The following is a 16,855-nucleotide window of genomic DNA, read 5'->3' as shown; positions in this document are numbered from 1 at the left end:
CGCTTTCTATTTACATAACCATAATAACATATAGTTGTATAGATGTGTAGTTTTTATTTTTGAATTTTTTATGGATAAATCTCCTATTTCCAAACTGTTATATAAAAGGAAAATTCTCCTTTTTCACTACAGAATACGCGAAACGAAAGACCCACTATAGAACATGCAACTTTCGTTTTATCATTCCACTTTTTCATGTTATTATTTATTTCCGAGCATATCGGGAAAAGTAAACTTAGTTAATTCGAAATAGGAGCGTTGGTACTATGCAGTGCATTGAAACAAACAACTTACAACAGTTGTTAGAACAAGTAAAACCATATACGAAAAAAGGAAAGCTTGCTACTTATATCCCCGAACTAGGAAATGCCAATCCAGATGATTTAGGGATTGCCATTTTTCATAAAGAAACAGAATACATCCATGCTGGCAACTCACAAACACTATTCACTCTTCAAAGTATTTCAAAAGTAATTACACTTGCACTTGCCCTTTTAGATCGTGGTGAAGAATATGTATTTTCTAAAGTTGGAATGGAACCAACCGGTGATCCATTTAATTCTATTATTAAATTAGAAACGACAAGTCCTTCTAAACCACTTAATCCAATGATTAATGCAGGGGCACTAGCCATTACAAGCATGTTAGCAGGAAAAGATAATGAAGAAAAAATGGATCGCATTCTTCATTTCGTACGTGAAATAACAGATAATCCTACTATTAATTATTCTTCTAAAGTTGCCAATTCAGAATTAGAGACAGCTTACTTAAATCGTTCACTTTGTTACTATATGAAACAAAACGGAATTATTGATTGTGATATCGAAGAACTGATGGATTTATACACTCGTCAATGTGCAGTTGAGGTAAACTGTATCGATTTAGCACGTATCGGTTTAATTTTTGCGATGGATGGATATGATCCATATAAGGAAAAACAAATTATCCCTAAGCATATTACAAAGATTTGTAAAACATTTATGGTTACATGCGGTATGTATAACGAGTCTGGTGAATTTGCGATTCGCGTTGGTATCCCCGCAAAAAGTGGTGTAGCTGGTGGCATTTTCGGCTGTGTAAAAGGCGAAATGGGAATTGGTATTTTCGGACCAGCTTTAGATGCAAACGGAAATAGTATCGCTGGTTTTAAAATTCTTGAACTTCTTTCTGCTCAAGAAGGTTGGAGCATTTTTTAATTTAGAACCATCCTGCTATACTAGCAGGATTTTTTCATTTCATAAAATCCTCAACTTTATCAGCTATCCGTCCCCTTACAAAAACCGTACTGAAAGTTTCTCTATATCATGCATATTTGCTCCTCCCTCCTGAATAATATAGTACAACCTAGCGCTATATGTGGAGGTGTGAAAGATGAAACTAATATTTCAAATGGGAAAACAGCCTGTTCTTGAAAAAACAATTCTTCTTTTTATATTGAGTATTGTAGAAAGCTTGAAGTTAAAAGTTGTTTCACTCGATGAAGCTCACCGATACATATTCAATTTAGAAGTACTTGAACTATTAATGGATCGGAACATCGATGATCAAGTACTTGAACTTATTCATTTCGGAATGGGACTTGAAGACATTCATCATGTGCTTCCTGAAGAACTTGAACATACAATCGAAGAATTAAAGTGGCTTTGTATCCAAGTATTAAGTGAGTACAGTATGCACGAAGAATCGGAACAATTAATTGAAGATATACGTTAAAAAAAAGCACCTATGTAGGTGCTTTTAATGTTTTTTCAAACTATTTTTATACGCTTCAATATTTACTGGTAGCTCTTCCTCTTCCAAAGTATGTTCATTTACATCTTTATGAATGAACGCACCTTTAGGTGGTTGGTGATCATGCCCTTTTTTCTTATGATCAAATGCTTTCCCGCGTCCCATACAAATCCCCCTTTCTTAAAAGAAATCCGTATTAGTATGGAGAAAAGTACGTCGATATATGCAATCCCTTGCTGTATTTCCAAGGAAATACTCGAACCTTGTTTTCTACTCTCCTTACAACAACTGATCTATCCCGATAAGAATTAATAACACGCCCGCAATAACCGTAGCCCATTTCCCTAAGTATTCTGCTAAATATCGTTTTCCTACATACGCAAAACCACTTATGCAAATAAAACTAAACACCCCAGAAATAGTTGCTGTAAGCCAAAGGTTCAAGTTTGTTACTCCAGCATCAAATCCACCTGCAATATTATTAATAGACAACGCAATCCCTAAAACAATTGCTTCTGAAAAACTAATTGTTTTAGAACCATCAAAATCTGCTTTTTCTGGATCACGTAAAATCCCCATAAGTACATTACCATCTTTAGAGCCTACGGTATTTCTTTGCCCCAAGAAAGGCTGGCACAAAATAAACACACCGATTATCCCTAAAACGATTGCTCCAATCAAGTTTGCTGTAAACTCTGAAATAAATAACGCAATCCAGTTCCCAAAAAATCCAGCTAATAAAGTAAATAAAAAACCAAAAAATGCGATGATAAAATTGTTGAACCACGAAATTCTAATTTTACGAATGCCATATGCAATCCCAACACCTGCATTATCTAAATTAGAAGCAATCCCAATTAAAAAAATTGAAAATAGACCTGCCGTACTCATAAATAGCCACCCCTTTTTCTCACTTTTCAATGCATCTTATGAAAATGTTGAGCAACTGTGCCTGTCTGTTTCATATACATGTAATAAATACTCAACATTTTTTCAACAATAAAAAGGAGTGCCTTCGCTATGCCTAAAGAAAATCCAAATGAGCGGCTTAGTAGATTAATAAAAAAACTTTTAAAAGAACGTGCCTTATCTATGCGTCAACTCGGAATGCTTACAAATATTGATCCCGCAACAATCTCAAGAATTATGAATGGTAAACAACCGCCAAAACAAAAACACCTACAAAAATTCGCAGAATGTCTGCAAGTTCCACCCCAATTGTTATTTGATGAAATGTATCCGGATTCTCCTCACATTAATAAAGAAAAGACGGATATGTACACATCTCTTGATACAATTCAGCAAACGCTGCAATCCTCTAACTTATTCGATTTCGACTACACAACAACCCGCGTAAAACAAGAACTTGAAAACTATGAACGATATGCGCAAACAACAGAGGGTGAAAAACGTATTCATGAAAGTTTTGCAAGCAAGTTAGAACAAATTGATAGTGCTGGTCCTTTCATTGAACAATTAACGGATATGTATCAACAATTTTGCAATGAAACGATTTCAAAAGAAGAGCGTGCAGTTCTTGGCGGCGCATTACTGTATTTCATTTTATCGACAGATATTATTCCCGACTATCTCTTTCCAATTGGTTATTTAGATGATGCAATTGCTGTTGAATTAGCGAAAGAGAAATTAATTGAGCTAAAACGAAAGACATAGAAAAATAAAGAACTATTTCAGTTGTTTCTATCCAACTCTGAAATAGTTCACTAAAAAATCGTACAAGTATACATACCTGTACGATTTCAACATACTAATCTATTTTTTTCGTATGACACCATTCGTATATAAATGCTGTTATTACTTTTGTAAATTCAATTAACTGTTCTATTTCTACTTTCTCATTTATTGAATGAGCTTCCTCTAATGTACCTGGTCCGTAAATAACGGCCGGAATATGAAATTCACTAAACCAACCACCATCCGTTACCGTTGCAGACATATCTAAAATTGCATTTTTAGAAAGAATTGATTCGTGTACTGAGCTAAGCGTTTTTACAGCTGCATGTTCACTATCTATTTCTAAAGAAGGAAAAATTTCGCCACGATCCACAATCATTGATTCTCCGCCCCACTTAAATTGTGGTGGATTTTCACTTAGCCATGGATCGGCAGCTGCCACTTTCCCAATATACTCTTCAATTTCTTTTATTATTTGTTCATGTGTTTCATTCGGATAAAAGTGTACTGTTATCCATAACCGGCACTCATCCGCAATAAATGCTGCATGTCTTCCGCCTTCAATAACAGCTGGATTAATTGTTGTTGTTCCAAATGGATAGCCTTCATATGTTTTCATGACTGCCCAGTGACGCTCTAATTCTTGTAAACTTTGCACAATTTTCATCATTTTTTCAATCGCGCTCGCTCCGAATAAACGACCCCCTGCATGGATCATTTGCCTTCGTGTTGCATCATGAAACGTTTGCGGGCTTTTCACAGTAATCCATCCAGTAATTACGCCGCCCTGTCCTTGCATATGTAAATCACTCGTATCCACTACGACTGCAAAATCAGCATCATACCCTCTTTTGCAGCATTGAAGTGTACCCGCTTCTCCCACTTCTTCCCCAATTACGGATTGAAAGATTAGATCTCCAGGTAATTCAATACCAGCTTCTTGTAATAGCTGAATAGCAAATAGTGCCCCAGCCAGTCCCCCTTTCATATCTGCTGCACCACGTCCAACTAACCAACCATCTTTTATAAATGGCTCAAACGGATTCGTTTCCCACGCCTCACCTGCTGATATTTCCGCTACATCCATATGCCCATTAATAATAAGACTTTTATATGTGTCACTTTCTATCCCTTTTTTCACCCCAACAACGTTCGGATCATTCGGATATACATCCCATTTATCAACACTAAAATTTCGTTTTCTTAAAAACTGTGCAACAAATTCTTGCGCCTCATTTGTGTTTCTCGCCGGCGGTGCTGGTGTTTCAAAACGAATTAAGGTTTTTGTAAGCTCTAGTAACTCATCTTTTCGTAAATCAATCTGTTCTAATAGCTGTGAAACTTCTTGATTCATCGCTAATCCCCCTTTGCATACATAGTATGTTTCCAGCTTTATTTTCACAAAAAAAGAGACTGTTTACAATTTTACAGTCTCTAAATTACTCAATATTATAAACTTTCTACTTCTGTTGTATCTGTCTTTTCAATATGTTCTACTTTATGTGCCTTATTTCTTGTCGCACGGTAAAACAGTAAGCAAACAATCATAAATGGAATTCCACAATATAACGCCATTCTTTGTTCTGGAATAAAGGCCATACCAACAATTACTGTTACATTTAATACTAATGCAAGCAGTGGTACGAATGGATACAGTGGTGTTTTAAATTTCAAGTCTTTCACATATCCGCCCTGCTTTATATATGACCTTCTAGCTAATAAGTTAGATAAAGCAATAGATGCCCAAACTAATATCGCTCCGAACCCGGCAATAGAAAGTAGCCATAAATAAACTGTATCTTCCGCATAAATACCTGATAGTAATGAAAGGCAACCTACAATTGTACTTACAATCAATGCATAAATAGGAACACCATTTTTAGATAACTTACCAAAAATCGGACTAATCATTCCTTGATTAGACATAGACCATAGCATACGAGAAGTTGCATATAATCCTGAATTCGCAACGGATAGAACCGCTGTAATAATAACGAAATTGATAATATCGGCTGCATAAGGAATACCAATTTTATCAAATACAACTACAAATGGACTTTCTATTACTCCCGCCTGTTGCCAAGGGAATAATCCTGCAAGAATAAAAATAGATAATACAAAGAACACGAGTATACGCCAAACTGTATTATTAATTGCCTTCGGAATTGTTTTCTCTGGATTTTCACTCTCACCTGCTGCAATACCGACTAGTTCTGTTCCTTGGAAGGAAAAGTTAACAGCAATCATCGTAATTAAAATAGCGGATAATCCATTTGGAAACAATCCACCATAATCAGTAAAACTAGAGAACATTGGTGCTGGTTCATTTCCTTTCATATCTAGAAAACCAAACATCGCTGCCCCGCCCAAAATAATAAATGCAATGATTGTAATGACTTTAATACTTGCAAACCAAAATTCAACTTCTGCAAAACTTCTTGAAGATAACGCGTTAATAGCAAAAAGTAGTACCGCAAACACTACGCACCAAACCCAAGACGGTACATCAGGAAACCAGCGTTTCATTAAAATACTAACTGCAATTAGTTCAATACCTATTGTAGCCGACCAGTTTAGCCACGACATCCATCCGACTACATAACCCGCTGCAGGGGAAATATGCTTTGTAGCATACGTTTGATAAGATCCTGCGTCAGGCATCGCAACAGCTAATTCTCCGAGACAGAGCATCGTTAAATACATAACAAATCCTCCAACAAGATAAGCTACAATCGCTCCTCCAGGTCCAGCTTCATGAATTGTATACCCCGATCCTAAAAAAAGTCCGGTACCAATAACTCCTCCAAGTGCAATCATAAATATGTGTCTGCTTTTCAATTCCCTTTTTAATCCTTGGTTTTGATCCATCATACAAATCCCCCCTTTTCCCTTTGGAAACCCATTTCATGTAAGCGTTTTTATTTTTTTTATACGAAAAATAATTATTGAAAAGAGCAAAATACATAGTATTAATCACTACCTGTTATTAAAAGATCATCCCTCACTGTTATTAATAACTTTTGATCAGCGATAGCTTGTCCTTCTACTACTTCTAATGACTCGATATACCCACTGATTCCTACCTTAATTTCTACTTTCTGTTTATCTATTGTTTCAATTAACGCTAATTTCTCCCATTCGTATACGTAAGAACTTTCCATAACAAATAACTTCTCAACTTTCCCGTAACAAGGACTATACACGCCTTCTATAACCGTCTTCACTTTATACACTCCTCCTTCTTATTAATTGGTACTGAAACGTTGCATATCCCTCCTTTAGAGATTTCAACTATTCTTTATGCAAAATGCGTACCAATCTTAAATTCCTATTTAAAATGAGGGTTCCTCACAAAAAAATCTTCATAACCGCAAATTTTTTCTACCGTGTAAAAAGTTTTAAAAGGAAAATCGCAAAAAAATTTTGCGGTTTTATAAGAATTTTAATAAAATTATAAAAAGTCAGTCTTCATAGGGTGAAATGAGGAGAAGATAATCTATGCGTACAGAAGAAATTAATTTGAAACAGATCATTGAAATGAATATGCTATATGAAACTTTGCTCAATGAACTCGATATCGGGATTCATATTATTAATGAGGAAGGTAAAACGATTATCTATAACCGTAAAATGATGGAAATTGAATCAATGGAGCGCTCAGATGTGCTATATAAAAGTCCTTTAGAAGTATTCGCATTTGAGGAAAATAAAAATAGTACTCTTATAGAAGCATTAAAATTAGGAAAAACAAACAAAAATATAAAACAAACTTATTTTAACAATAAAGGGCAAGAAATTACGACGATTAACAATACTTTCCCTATAATAGAAAATGGAAAAATTAAAGGCGCTATTGAAATTTCAAAAGAGATTAGTAATTCTAAACAAACAATGAAAACAAACCTTTCCCGAAAACAAAATAATAAGTTTACCTTTGATCACATAATTGGTGATTCTGAAGCCATTCAATCAATCATTGCGGAAGGAAAAAGGGTAATTCGTACATCCTCCTCTATACTTCTCGTAGGAGAGACAGGCACTGGGAAAGAACTATTTGCACAAAGTATCCATAATGAAAGCCAGCGTTCAGGCAAACCATTTATTTCACAAAACTGTGCCGCTATACCTGATACGTTAATGGAAAGTTTATTATTTGGTACGAACCGAGGTGCATTTACAGGAGCTATCGATAAAGCCGGTTTATTTGAAGAAGCGAACGGAGGAACTTTGTTATTAGATGAGATCAATTCGTTAAGTCCAGCACTTCAAGCGAAGTTACTGCGGGCTATACAAGAAAAAACAATACGAAGAGTCGGAGGCACACAAGAAAAAGAAATTGATGTTCGCATTATAGCAACTATTAATGAAGACCCTCTTGAAGCTATTACACACAATCGATTACGGGAAGACTTATATTACCGATTAAGCGTCGTTACTTTATGCCTCCCGCCGTTACGCGAACGAAAAGAAGATATTCCCGCTCTTATCCAGCACTTTATCGAAAAGTACAACATTCAATTTGAACTTAGCGTAACAGATATAGATGTACATGTAAGAGAATTCTTGTATGCATATGATTGGCCCGGAAATGTACGAGAATTGGAACATATCATTGAAGGTTCAATGAACTTGGTTGAAGATGAAAATATTATTACAGCGTTTCATCTTCCCACTCGCTTTCGCGAACGAATAAAAAAAGAATTCAATACGCAACCTTTCCTAACTAATAACGATACTGATACACCTAAAACATTAAAACACACAATAGAAGCAATGGAAAAGAACTACATCAATCAAATTCTAAAAGAATATCACGGTAATATCTCACAAGCTGCAAAGTTTTTAGGATTAAGTAGACAAAACTTACAATATCGAATTAAAAAACTGCATTTACACATATGAAATGAAGCTTGGATGAGTGGATTACTAGCCCTCACCAATTCGACTTTTATTGCTTGTTCATGCAGCATAAATCTGCTTTAATGTACAAATAAACAGTTGGTAAAATATGCTATAATGAACATATAACATACTCGAAAGGAACGATATATATGAGTAATGATAAAAAATTAAAATTATTACAATACTTAGCCTTCTTCCCTACCATTGTATGTATGATGTTACTAGTTGATATAAATGCCTATCCTTATGCAAAGCTACTAGCAACACTTAGCGGCTCTTTTGCAGCTATTATGCTTGCTGCTTTTTGGAATTTGAAGATACGTATGAAGAAAGAAAGATCTTCTTAACGCTAAAGCATAAAAAAAATCGAGCCTACACAGCTCGATTTTTTTACTGATTATTAAAACTCAACATTCTCCAAATACAAACCACTTGCCTCAGCAAGACAATTAATTTGATTGCGTTGTTTCGCCTCTAAAATGTGTGGAATCGCCTCTGCATCTAATTGTCCTAATCCAACTTCAATTAATGCTCCAACAATTTTTCGTACCATGTTATGAAGGAATCCGTTACCACTTACTCTAATTTGTACAAATCCTGCCTCTTCCATCACATCAAGTGTATATACTTCCCGCACCATAGACTTTTTCTTTGATTTTGCATTTGAAAAAGCAGTAAAGTCATGTGAACCAACTAAATGTTTCGCAGCTTCTTTCATGCTTTTCACATTTAATTTTTTATTCACATGCATGCTGTATTTACGCATAAATGGGTTCGTATGCTCTTCATTCCAAATTTTATACAGATATGTTTTTGCTTTAGAATTGTAACGAGCATGGAATCGATCATGTACTTCTTCCACATTTGTAATGCTAATATCATTTGGCAAATATTGATTTAAATATTTTTTTACTTTATGTTCCACTAGCTTCTCATCACTTTGAAAGTTAGCAACTTGATTCAAAGCATGTACACCAGCGTCTGTTCTACTACAACCGATAATTTCAATTTCTTTTCCGACCATTTCGGAAATGACACTTTCGATTTTTCCTTGAATCGTATTATCGTTATTACCGAGACGTTGCCATCCTTTAAAACGTGCACCATCGTACTGAATCGTTAATTTATAATTGTTCATTTTATTCTCCTTCATAGAAAATATTCCCTCATATCGTGAGGGAATATAAATACACTTTACTTTCTAACAAGCTTCACTACATTTTCTACATGAGCTGTATGCGGGAACATATCAACTGGTTGTACATATTCCACTTCATAGCTCTTCATTAACGCTTGTACATCACGTGCTAATGAAGAAGGGTTACAAGATACGTAAACAACTTGTTTCGGCTTCACTTTTAAAATTGTTTCCAGTAATTTATCATCGCAACCTGTACGAGGTGGATCGACAACAATTACATCTGGACGCCATCCTTCTTTTACCCATTTCGGTAGCCATTGTTCAGCTTTACCTGCTTCATATTTCGTATTTGTAAATCCGTGACGCTTCGCATTTTTTCTTGCGTCTGCAATTGCTTCTGGAATTACATCCATACCACGTACTTCCGCTGCATCATTTGCAAGCCAAAGTCCGATTGTACCAACACCACAATACGCATCTACAATTTTCTCATTGCCAGTTAAAGCAGCGGCTTTTTTCGCTTCATTGTATAAAACAACCGTTTGTTCTGGATTCAACTGGAAGAATGCACGTGCTGATAATTCAAATGATAAATCACCAAGTGTTTCTTGAATTACTTCTTTTCCAGCTAATTTAAATGTTTTATCACCGAAAATAACAGATGTTTTACGCCAGTTTACATTTTGCATAATTGATTTAACAGCTGGCATCTGTTTTTGTACTTCTGCAATAAATTGTTCTTTATTTGGCAACTCTTCTTTTGTTGTAATAAGTGTAACTTGTACTTCCCCTGTTTGAACTGCAGTACGTGTCACAATTGTACGTACTAAACCTTTTTGTTTTTTCTCATTGTAAATAGAAACATTTAATTTTTCTAAAATACGTCTTACAACTTTTGTCGCTTCATTCGTTGCTTTATGTTGAATCATACAATGAGCAATATCAATTAGCTGATGTGAATTTTGTTTATACAGTCCTGTAATAACCTTTTCGTCTTTACGCCCCACTTGTAGTTGACTCTTATTACGATAATGCCATGGATTTTCCATGCCAAGCGTCGGACGAATTTTCTCTTCCAAACCGTTGTTCATATACTTCTGGAATGCTTGTACAACGATATCACGCTTTTGATTTAATTGTTCTTTATAGTCTAAATGTTGCAATTGGCAACCGCCACACTCTTCATATACCGGACATGGTGCTTTCACACGATGTGGTGAAGCTTTACGAACTTTTTTCACTTTCGCTTCAGCGAAGCCACGCTGAATTTTCGTTGTTTCTGCAACAACTTCTTCTCCTGGTAATGCCCCTGGAATGAAAACAACTTGTCTCTTAAAATAACCAACGCCTTCTCCGTTAATCCCAAGACGTTTAATTGTCACAGGGAACGTTTGACCAACTTCCAACTTACTCTCATGTTGCTTTTGTATCATTATTACACCTCTACTCTATACTTTTCCATAAATATAACGCTGCATAACTGCAGTATGGTTCACACTCTTGTTTCACTTTTTCTAAAAATGCATCATCAGGCTTATCATCTAATTGAAATACACCTTGTACTGCACGCTGAATCCCAATATCCGCTTTCGGAAACATGTTTTTCCGTCCAAGCCCAAACATTAAAAAATTTTGCACTGTCCATGTACCAATCCCCCTAATTGGTAACAATTGTGCTGAAATCTCTTCTTCCGCCTTGGTTTCTATACTCGCTAAATTTAATGTACCGCTGGCAATACTTCGACCTAATCCTACTATATATTCAGCCTTTCGCTGACTAAACTTCTGCTCTCTCAATTCCTCTATTGAAATATTTGCTACTATTTCTGGAGTGGGGAAAAAGAATACACCGTTCTTTTCTGTTCCATATCGTTTCACAAACTGTTCTGTTAACACAGTAGCAAATTTCAAATTTATTTGTTGATGAATGATACAGCGAAGAAGACAAGCAAAATAATCAAATTCTAAAATAATTGGAGTATAAGCATATGTTTCAAATAGTGGACGTAATGATGTGTTTAAAAAATGATTTTGTATATCATGAAACGGTTCATTCCAATGAAAAATGGCCCTCATTCGTTTCATAACTTTCTCTGGATCTCCTGTCTGACTAGAAATCCAAAACTGTGGATTTTGAACAGTACCAATCCCTTGCAGGCGAACAACAATCTGTTCCTCGTCTATACAAAGCGGGACATAAATAACTTTCTCATCTAATTGAATGACGTTAAGAGGATCAAAAGATAAACGTTTTAATACTTCTTCAAAATGATACGGATACTCTAACGTAACATGTTCGCTCCACATACGTTTCCCCATCCTTTTTACACATCATTATAGCATGAGAAAACCGCAAGCATACATGCTTACGGTTGATTGCTTTTTACTAAGTCATCTAGACTTTTAAAATGATACCCTTTCTCGCGCAAATCATCAATGATTTTCGCAAGTGCTTCTGCATTATCTTTTGATATTGCATGAAGTAATAAAATAGATCCTGGATGAATCATCGTCATAACATTATTATGCGCATATTGCCATCCTCTTTGCTCATCCACTTTCCAATCCAAAAATGCAAGTGACCAAAATACATTATAGTAGCCCATTTCTTTCGTAAGAGCTAACGTTCTTTCACTAAATACGCCGCGCGGGGGACGTACATATTTCACTTCTTTTTGCCCGGTTACTTTTTTAATTTCTTCCGTTACACTCGTTAATTCTTGACGAAGTTTCTCATCATTTACCGCTGTGAAATCAGGATGGCTCCACGAATGGTTTCCAATAATGTGTCCTTCATTCTTCATTCTTAACAATAAATCTTTTTGTGTTTTAATATAATGCCCCGTTACAAAGAAAGTTGCTGGTACTTTTTTCTCTTTTAATACGTCTAAGATTTTTCCTGTGTATCCATTCTCATATCCATTATCAAATGTTAAATAAATATCCTTTTTCTTCGTATCCCCTAAATAAAAACCACCATTTTTTTGTAGCAAATCTGTATATAACTTTCCTGCATCTGGTACTGTTTCATTTTTAGGGCGCGGGATTCCCCAGTTATGTGGAGTATTTGTATAAGCTAGTGCCGAAACTGGAACAAGTGCCATCATAATTGAAAAAATGAGACCGATATATAACCATTTATGTTTCATAAATAGTCTCCTTTCCATATATAATCGTACTCGTAGTTTCTGTTGCTACGCATTCTTTCATGCTGAACATGTTTTTCTATATATACCAAAAAAATGCATCTCGAATCGTTCGAGATGCATTTTTGTTTACTTAAATACTGGCTCTTTAAAGCTAGCTAATTTTTCAAGTGATGTTTTATCAACATCTGCATGTAAGCTATTACCGTGAGAATCCATCGTTACAACTGCTTTAAATCCATCGATACGTAAATGCCACATTGCCTCTGGAATACCAAATTGTAAGAAATCAACATCTTTCACTTCTTTAATACATTCAGCATAATATTGCGCTGCACCACCGATTGCGTTTAAATATACACCACCGTGTTCTTCTAAAGCTGCTAATGTTTTCGCACCCATGCCGCCTTTTCCAATGACAGCTCTAATACCGAATTTCTTCATAATATCACCTTGGTACGGTTCTTCACGAATACTTGTCGTTGGACCTGCCGCTTTAATTTGCCAATTGTCATTTTCATCTTTCACAACAACTGGACCACAGTGGTAAATAATTTGTCCATTTAAATCTACTGGACAATCGTTATCCATTAAATGCTTATGAATTGCGTCACGACCTGTATAAATCATGCCATTAATTGTTACAACATCACCAACGCGAAGTTCACGAATTTGCTCTTCTGTAATTGGCGCTTGTAATACAATTTCACGCTGCTCCGTTTTTTCTTGTACTTCTTGCTCCAGTGTATCTTCACCTTCTTGATATAACCAATCCATAATTTCACCTGTTTCAGGATGGATTGTTACACCAAGGCGACGGTATGCCCAGCAATTATACGCCACAGATACGTAGAAACTAGCTGGCAGACGGTTATACACGCCAATTTTACAGCCAAGTAAAGTTGTTTCTCCGCCAAATCCCATCGTACCAATGCCAAGCTTATTCGCATTTTCTAATACATATTCTTCAAGTTGTTGTAATTCTGGGATTGGATTGACATCATCTAATGTACGGAATAATTGATTTTTTGCTAATTCGTAACCTGATGTGCGGTCTCCCCCGATACCAACACCAATTACACCTGCACTACATCCTTGACCTTGTGCTTGATATACCGCATGAAGAAGGCATTTACGAATCCCTTCTAAATCACGGCCAGCTCGTCCAAGTCCTTCTAGTTCACACGGTAAGCTATACTGAATATTTTTATTCTCACAGCCACCCCCCTTTAGGATTAAACGTGCATCAATATAATCTTTTTCCCATTGTTCAAACTTAATAACCGGTGTACCTGGTCCTAAATTATTTCCACTATTGTCTCCAAAAAGAGAATCAACAGAATTTGGACGAAGTTTACCATCTTTTGTCGCCCGCTCAAGCGCATTATAGATAGCTTCCTTCAACTTTAATTGATTCACACCAACTGGTGTATAAATTTTAAACGTTGGCATCCCTGTATCTTGGCAAATTGGCGAGATGTTATCATCAGCCATTTTAATATTATTTGTAATTGTGCCAAGTGCCATCGCAGAACGAGTCCCTGCATTTTCTCGCTCTTTCGCTTGTTGAATCGCACGACGAACATCTTTCGGTAAGTTCGTTGACGTTTCAACAATTAGTTGATACATGCTTTCTTGAAGCTTTTCCATTGTTACTTCCCCCTCAATTGTGAACGCTACCAAAACGTTATGAGCTGAAATTTCCACTATTATGCTCTGCAGCTTTTTATTTGTTTCACGCTATTCAAGCATACATGAAATTTTTCACAACTTGATTATACCTCTTTTTCTATCGTCCTTCTATTATCCGCACAGAAAAAGGCTACCAAATTGGAATTGGCAGCCTTTTTAATATATTATTCGTCTTTTTTAAATTGCTCACATTTTAATTCTAATTCATCTAGCATTGCAAGAAGACGATCTACATCTTCTAATTCTACTTCTTCAGGTTCAATTGTATCAATTACTTCAATGAACATATTTAAACGTTCTTTTAAATATACTAATTGTGTATCTTTATCTTGAATTGCTTTTCCCATGAAGGCACTCTCCTTTTAATTCGAGTTGCTTTTATTATACCGCAAAAATGATTACAATGGGTATGTAATTTCATCAATTTTGTCACGGTTATTCACTATAATGTAAGCCCTCTCTCTTTTTCCTCTAAAAAGTTTCGCTTTATAAAAAGCACATATTCTTCTATTATAGAGGATGGACAAATTGTTATTTCAATAGTCAAAGGAGTATTTCATATGACGATATCACAAAAAATGAAGCCGATTACTCCTTCTTACGATCCATGGGAAGCGTATATGGACCTTGAAGAGTACGGCAAACTACTATTAACAAATGTTGAGTTTACAACAACGACGTTATGCAATATGCGCTGTGAGCATTGCGCTGTTGGTTACACGTTACAGCCGAAAGACCCGAATCCGCTTCCGATGGATCTTTTATTAAAACGATTAGATGAGATTCCTCATTTACGTTCTTTAAGTATTACTGGCGGAGAACCTATGCTTTCAAAAAAATCCGTCGACAACTATGTAACACCACTCTTAAAATACGCCCACGAACGAGGTGTTCGCACTCAAATCAACTCAAACTTAACTATAGATTTAGCACGTTACGAACAAATTATTCCCTATTTAGACGTATTGCATATATCTCATAACTGGGGAACAATTGACGACTTCGTTGAAGGCGGATTTGCAATGATGGAGCGTAAACCTACGTATGAACAGCGTGCAAAATTATTTGAACGTATGATCACAAATAGTAAAGCTCTATCAGATGCAGGTGTACTCGTATCAGCCGAAACGATGTTGAATAAACGAACTCTACCACACATTGAGCATATTCATCGTCAAATCGTTGATGAAATGGGATGTAAACGTCATGAGGTTCACCCAATGTATCCAAGTGACTTCGCGAGTAATCTAGAGATTTTAACAAAAGCTGAAATTCGTGATGCAATTGAGCATTTACTAGAAATTCGCGATGAAAATGTATGGATGTTATTTGGAACTTTACCTTTCTATGCTTGTAGCGATGATGAGCGAGACATTGCCACATTTAAAAAATTACAAAAGAGCAAAAATGTAACTGTTCGTAACGATCCAGATGGCCGTTCTCGTTTAAATGTAAATATTTTTGATGGAAATATTATTGTAACGGACTTTGGTGATGTTCCACTTCTAGGTAACATTCAAACAAATACGTTACAAGAAGCGTATGAAAAATGGAGCGCTTCAAAAACAGCAAAATCATTAAGCTGTCACTGTCCAGCAGTAAAATGTCTTGGACCGAATGTTCTTGTAAAAAACAGCTACTATCCAACCGAAAATTTCTTATCAAAAACAGCAAATATTACATTATAAAAAAACGTCAGCTTATAAGCTGACGTTTTTTATCTTATTGCGAATGAGAAGAAGAAATGAATTTAAAATATAAATGATCATGAATTGGGATAGCGGCTCCAATTCCTTGAGAAGTAATATTTTTTACAACAAGCCTTTTTTGATTTCCTTTTAATACGAGATATACTTCTCCAAATGTTACTTTTCCTTTTTCATTTACTGCTGGTGTATAAGCATATAAATATCCAAGTTGACTCGGACTAATATTATACACACGCTCATGCCCTGTACCATAACCAATAGTCGTTTTAAATGAAAGTGGCAATTGTACTTTTTCAAGTGCTTTGAGAAGCATCATTTTTTTCACATCTGCAGCATCTTTCATATCTGCTGTTAAATCACCTTCAACCGTCTTTTGTGTTTCTTGCTTATAGCGTAGTGGATATAGGCGATCTCCTCCGCGATTATCGTACACATTGCGATTTACTTGTTTATATTCCCAATTAACCGATGTATCAATCGATTCATAATGTAAAGCCCATTGCCCTAAATAAATCTTTGCTCGGTACCCTACCGCAAGCGGCGCATTCGAAATTGTTGTTTCATTAAACATTCGAATTAAGTCCGGATTTTCAATTTTAATATTTGCTGTTTTTAATAATTCTTGAGCAAACTTACTCGGCTGTAAACGCGGTAAATCTTGCGCATCATTTGGAAACGTATTGTCTTTAGAAATATTTAAAACAGATGAAGGCATTTTTGTTTCTACTGTTGTCTTTGCAAAGCCACTGTTAGGAAATAATAAAATAAACGAGACCATAGTTGAAAGACATATGCTGTATACTCGTTTCACCTGTCTGGCTCCTTCCTACATAAAGGTA

The 16,855-nt window shown here is 35.7% G+C and carries 19 protein-coding genes; 6 read left to right on the top strand and 13 right to left on the bottom strand.

Annotation, left to right across the window (positions count from 1 at the left end; all coding sequences use genetic code 11):
* Positions 1-83: 83 nt before the first annotated feature.
* Positions 84-197, bottom strand: coding sequence for a hypothetical protein (locus tag BAQ46_RS31555; protein ID WP_001992445.1), 114 nt, complete (start codon positions 195-197; stop codon positions 84-86).
* A gap of 69 nt (positions 198-266) precedes the next feature.
* Here BAQ46_RS31555 and glsA point away from each other — a divergent pair, with 69 nt between their 5' ends.
* Positions 267-1,196 carry a glutaminase A gene (glsA, locus tag BAQ46_RS16590; RefSeq protein ID WP_001149849.1) on the top strand — a complete coding sequence of 310 codons (930 nt, stop codon included), beginning with the start codon at positions 267-269 and terminating at the stop codon, positions 1,194-1,196.
* A 175-nt stretch (positions 1,197-1,371) separates the two neighbouring features.
* Positions 1,372-1,713 (top strand): DUF3969 family protein, encoded by a 342-nt coding sequence (locus tag BAQ46_RS16580; RefSeq protein ID WP_000766603.1) that lies wholly within the window; start codon positions 1,372-1,374, stop codon positions 1,711-1,713.
* Between the two features lie 24 nt (positions 1,714-1,737).
* On the opposite strand, the gene BAQ46_RS30695 is transcribed toward BAQ46_RS16580, so the two are convergent.
* Together BAQ46_RS30695 and BAQ46_RS16570 are read right to left on the bottom strand one after the other, a co-directional pair.
* The gene (locus BAQ46_RS30695) at positions 1,738-1,896 is read right to left on the bottom strand and encodes a hypothetical protein (RefSeq protein ID WP_000532409.1); all 159 of its coding nucleotides are present in this window, start codon (positions 1,894-1,896) and stop codon (positions 1,738-1,740) included.
* Between the two features lie 114 nt (positions 1,897-2,010).
* Complete coding sequence (locus BAQ46_RS16570) at positions 2,011-2,622, bottom strand: manganese efflux pump (RefSeq protein ID WP_000100725.1); 612 nt, start codon at positions 2,620-2,622, stop codon at positions 2,011-2,013.
* 129 nt (positions 2,623-2,751) lie between these two features.
* Between BAQ46_RS16570 and BAQ46_RS16565 the strand changes: the two genes are divergently transcribed.
* Positions 2,752-3,405, top strand: a complete 654-nt coding sequence (locus BAQ46_RS16565) for a helix-turn-helix domain-containing protein (RefSeq protein ID WP_001123720.1) — start codon at positions 2,752-2,754, stop codon at positions 3,403-3,405.
* Between the two features lie 94 nt (positions 3,406-3,499).
* Here BAQ46_RS16565 and BAQ46_RS16560 read toward each other — a convergent pair whose 3' ends face one another.
* The 3 genes from BAQ46_RS16560 to BAQ46_RS16550 all read right to left on the bottom strand — a co-directional run bounded on the left by BAQ46_RS16560 (position 3,500) and on the right by BAQ46_RS16550 (position 6,650).
* Positions 3,500-4,780 (bottom strand): acetylornithine deacetylase, encoded by a 1,281-nt coding sequence (locus tag BAQ46_RS16560; RefSeq protein WP_071742197.1) that lies wholly within the window; start codon positions 4,778-4,780, stop codon positions 3,500-3,502.
* Between the two features lie 95 nt (positions 4,781-4,875).
* The gene (locus BAQ46_RS16555; protein WP_071742196.1) at positions 4,876-6,297 is read right to left on the bottom strand and encodes an amino acid permease; all 1,422 of its coding nucleotides are present in this window, start codon (positions 6,295-6,297) and stop codon (positions 4,876-4,878) included.
* Between the two features lie 98 nt (positions 6,298-6,395).
* Complete coding sequence (locus tag BAQ46_RS16550) at positions 6,396-6,650, bottom strand: biotin/lipoyl attachment domain-containing protein (protein WP_000859487.1); 255 nt, start codon at positions 6,648-6,650, stop codon at positions 6,396-6,398.
* A gap of 274 nt (positions 6,651-6,924) precedes the next feature.
* Between BAQ46_RS16550 and BAQ46_RS16545 the strand changes: the two genes are divergently transcribed.
* Positions 6,925-8,328, top strand: a complete 1,404-nt coding sequence (locus tag BAQ46_RS16545; RefSeq protein WP_071742195.1) for a sigma-54 interaction domain-containing protein — start codon at positions 6,925-6,927, stop codon at positions 8,326-8,328.
* A gap of 149 nt (positions 8,329-8,477) precedes the next feature.
* A complete protein-coding gene (locus tag BAQ46_RS16540; RefSeq protein ID WP_000063856.1) occupies positions 8,478-8,675 on the top strand; it encodes a hypothetical protein in 198 nt (65 codons plus the stop codon).
* Positions 8,676-8,728: 53 nt separating this feature from the next.
* On the opposite strand, the gene truA is transcribed toward BAQ46_RS16540, so the two are convergent.
* From truA to BAQ46_RS16510, 6 genes are all read right to left on the bottom strand, one after another.
* Entirely contained in the window at positions 8,729-9,466 is a 738-nt protein-coding gene (gene truA, locus BAQ46_RS16535; RefSeq protein ID WP_001067307.1) for a tRNA pseudouridine(38-40) synthase TruA, read from the bottom strand.
* A 56-nt stretch (positions 9,467-9,522) separates the two neighbouring features.
* Positions 9,523-10,902 (bottom strand): 23S rRNA (uracil(1939)-C(5))-methyltransferase RlmD, encoded by a 1,380-nt coding sequence (gene rlmD / locus BAQ46_RS16530; RefSeq protein WP_000615223.1) that lies wholly within the window; start codon positions 10,900-10,902, stop codon positions 9,523-9,525.
* 10 nt (positions 10,903-10,912) lie between these two features.
* Positions 10,913-11,776, bottom strand: coding sequence for a DNA-3-methyladenine glycosylase family protein (locus tag BAQ46_RS16525; RefSeq protein WP_071742194.1), 864 nt, complete (start codon positions 11,774-11,776; stop codon positions 10,913-10,915).
* Between the two features lie 59 nt (positions 11,777-11,835).
* Positions 11,836-12,618: a delta-lactam-biosynthetic de-N-acetylase gene (pdaA, locus tag BAQ46_RS16520; RefSeq protein WP_000681213.1), complete on the bottom strand. Its 783-nt coding sequence runs from the start codon at positions 12,616-12,618 to the stop codon at positions 11,836-11,838.
* 126 nt (positions 12,619-12,744) lie between these two features.
* A complete protein-coding gene (fumA, locus tag BAQ46_RS16515; RefSeq protein WP_071742193.1) occupies positions 12,745-14,265 on the bottom strand; it encodes a class I fumarate hydratase in 1,521 nt (506 codons plus the stop codon).
* A 206-nt stretch (positions 14,266-14,471) separates the two neighbouring features.
* On the bottom strand, positions 14,472-14,654 hold the full coding sequence (locus tag BAQ46_RS16510; protein WP_000513558.1) for an SE1561 family protein: 183 nt from the start codon (positions 14,652-14,654) through the stop codon (positions 14,472-14,474).
* A gap of 213 nt (positions 14,655-14,867) precedes the next feature.
* On the opposite strand from BAQ46_RS16510, the gene yfkAB reads away from it, so the two are divergent.
* Positions 14,868-15,995, top strand: coding sequence for a radical SAM/CxCxxxxC motif protein YfkAB (yfkAB, locus tag BAQ46_RS16505; RefSeq protein WP_071742192.1), 1,128 nt, complete (start codon positions 14,868-14,870; stop codon positions 15,993-15,995).
* Positions 15,996-16,029: 34 nt separating this feature from the next.
* Here yfkAB and BAQ46_RS16500 read toward each other — a convergent pair whose 3' ends face one another.
* Positions 16,030-16,827: a YfkD famly protein gene (locus BAQ46_RS16500; RefSeq protein WP_001992424.1), complete on the bottom strand. Its 798-nt coding sequence runs from the start codon at positions 16,825-16,827 to the stop codon at positions 16,030-16,032.
* Positions 16,828-16,855 lie beyond the last annotated feature (28 nt).

Source organism: Bacillus paranthracis, from assembly GCF_001883995.1.
Taxonomy (GTDB): Bacteria; Bacillota; Bacilli; order Bacillales; family Bacillaceae_G; genus Bacillus_A; species Bacillus_A paranthracis.
The sequence above is the reverse complement of the archived record's forward strand: the minus strand, read 5'-3'. Positions and strand labels throughout refer to the sequence as shown.

What these genes read in the sequence shown, in the direction of transcription:
- yfkAB (WP_071742192.1), top strand. Translation starts at nt 14,868, where the DNA reads ATGACGATATCACAAAAAATGAAGCCGATTACTCCTTCTTACGATCCA.
- BAQ46_RS16525 (WP_071742194.1), bottom strand. Translation starts at nt 11,776, where the DNA reads ATGTGGAGCGAACATGTTACGTTAGAGTATCCGTATCATTTTGAAGAA.
- BAQ46_RS16565 (WP_001123720.1), top strand. Translation starts at nt 2,752, where the DNA reads ATGCCTAAAGAAAATCCAAATGAGCGGCTTAGTAGATTAATAAAAAAA.
- BAQ46_RS16555 (WP_071742196.1), bottom strand. Translation starts at nt 6,297, where the DNA reads ATGATGGATCAAAACCAAGGATTAAAAAGGGAATTGAAAAGCAGACAC.
- BAQ46_RS16570 (WP_000100725.1), bottom strand. Translation starts at nt 2,622, where the DNA reads ATGAGTACGGCAGGTCTATTTTCAATTTTTTTAATTGGGATTGCTTCT.
- glsA (WP_001149849.1), top strand. Translation starts at nt 267, where the DNA reads ATGCAGTGCATTGAAACAAACAACTTACAACAGTTGTTAGAACAAGTA.
- BAQ46_RS16545 (WP_071742195.1), top strand. Translation starts at nt 6,925, where the DNA reads ATGCGTACAGAAGAAATTAATTTGAAACAGATCATTGAAATGAATATG.
- rlmD (WP_000615223.1), bottom strand. Translation starts at nt 10,902, where the DNA reads ATGATACAAAAGCAACATGAGAGTAAGTTGGAAGTTGGTCAAACGTTC.
- BAQ46_RS16560 (WP_071742197.1), bottom strand. Translation starts at nt 4,780, where the DNA reads ATGAATCAAGAAGTTTCACAGCTATTAGAACAGATTGATTTACGAAAA.
- fumA (WP_071742193.1), bottom strand. Translation starts at nt 14,265, where the DNA reads ATGGAAAAGCTTCAAGAAAGCATGTATCAACTAATTGTTGAAACGTCA.
- BAQ46_RS16580 (WP_000766603.1), top strand. Translation starts at nt 1,372, where the DNA reads ATGAAACTAATATTTCAAATGGGAAAACAGCCTGTTCTTGAAAAAACA.
- truA (WP_001067307.1), bottom strand. Translation starts at nt 9,466, where the DNA reads ATGAACAATTATAAATTAACGATTCAGTACGATGGTGCACGTTTTAAA.
- BAQ46_RS16540 (WP_000063856.1), top strand. Translation starts at nt 8,478, where the DNA reads ATGAGTAATGATAAAAAATTAAAATTATTACAATACTTAGCCTTCTTC.
- BAQ46_RS31555 (WP_001992445.1), bottom strand. Translation starts at nt 197, where the DNA reads ATGAAAAAGTGGAATGATAAAACGAAAGTTGCATGTTCTATAGTGGGT.
- pdaA (WP_000681213.1), bottom strand. Translation starts at nt 12,618, where the DNA reads ATGAAACATAAATGGTTATATATCGGTCTCATTTTTTCAATTATGATG.
- BAQ46_RS30695 (WP_000532409.1), bottom strand. Translation starts at nt 1,896, where the DNA reads ATGGGACGCGGGAAAGCATTTGATCATAAGAAAAAAGGGCATGATCAC.
- BAQ46_RS16510 (WP_000513558.1), bottom strand. Translation starts at nt 14,654, where the DNA reads ATGGGAAAAGCAATTCAAGATAAAGATACACAATTAGTATATTTAAAA.